The organism is Psychromonas algicola (assembly GCF_004378355.1).
In the GTDB taxonomy this organism is placed as follows: Bacteria; Pseudomonadota; Gammaproteobacteria; order Enterobacterales; family Psychromonadaceae; genus Psychromonas.
The window spans coordinates 1-331 of the sequence record NZ_SNUB01000108.1 but is presented as its reverse complement, the minus strand read 5'-3'; the positions used below and the strand labels follow the sequence as shown (position 1 = coordinate 331).

The 331-nt window shown below is 47.7% G+C and carries 1 protein-coding gene; it reads right to left on the bottom strand.

What is annotated here, in order from left to right; translation table 11 throughout:
• Positions 1-331: Ig-like domain-containing protein (locus tag E2R67_RS16545; protein ID WP_134292030.1), on the bottom strand; the 331-nt coding region annotated here is incomplete at both ends.

Genomic DNA, 331 nt, shown 5'->3' with positions numbered 1-331 from the left:
TCACGACATCAATCACAGGTGCATCGTTCACTTCCGTGACGCTTACTGTGATCGTTTGTGTGCTAGTTGCCCCATCGTTATCGGTCACCGAGACTGAAATCGAATCTTCACCGACGAAGTTGGCATCTGGTGTGTACGTGATATTACCGTTCGCATCTAAACTAACGCTACCATTGTCAGCACTTAAACTACTCTCAGTGATCGTCCCATCCACATCAGAATCCGTTGCCACGATAGTCGCGGTATCTTCTGTAACTGTTGTGCTGACGACATCAATCACAGGCGCATCGTTCACTTCCGTAACGTTCACTGTGATCGTTTGTGTGCTAGT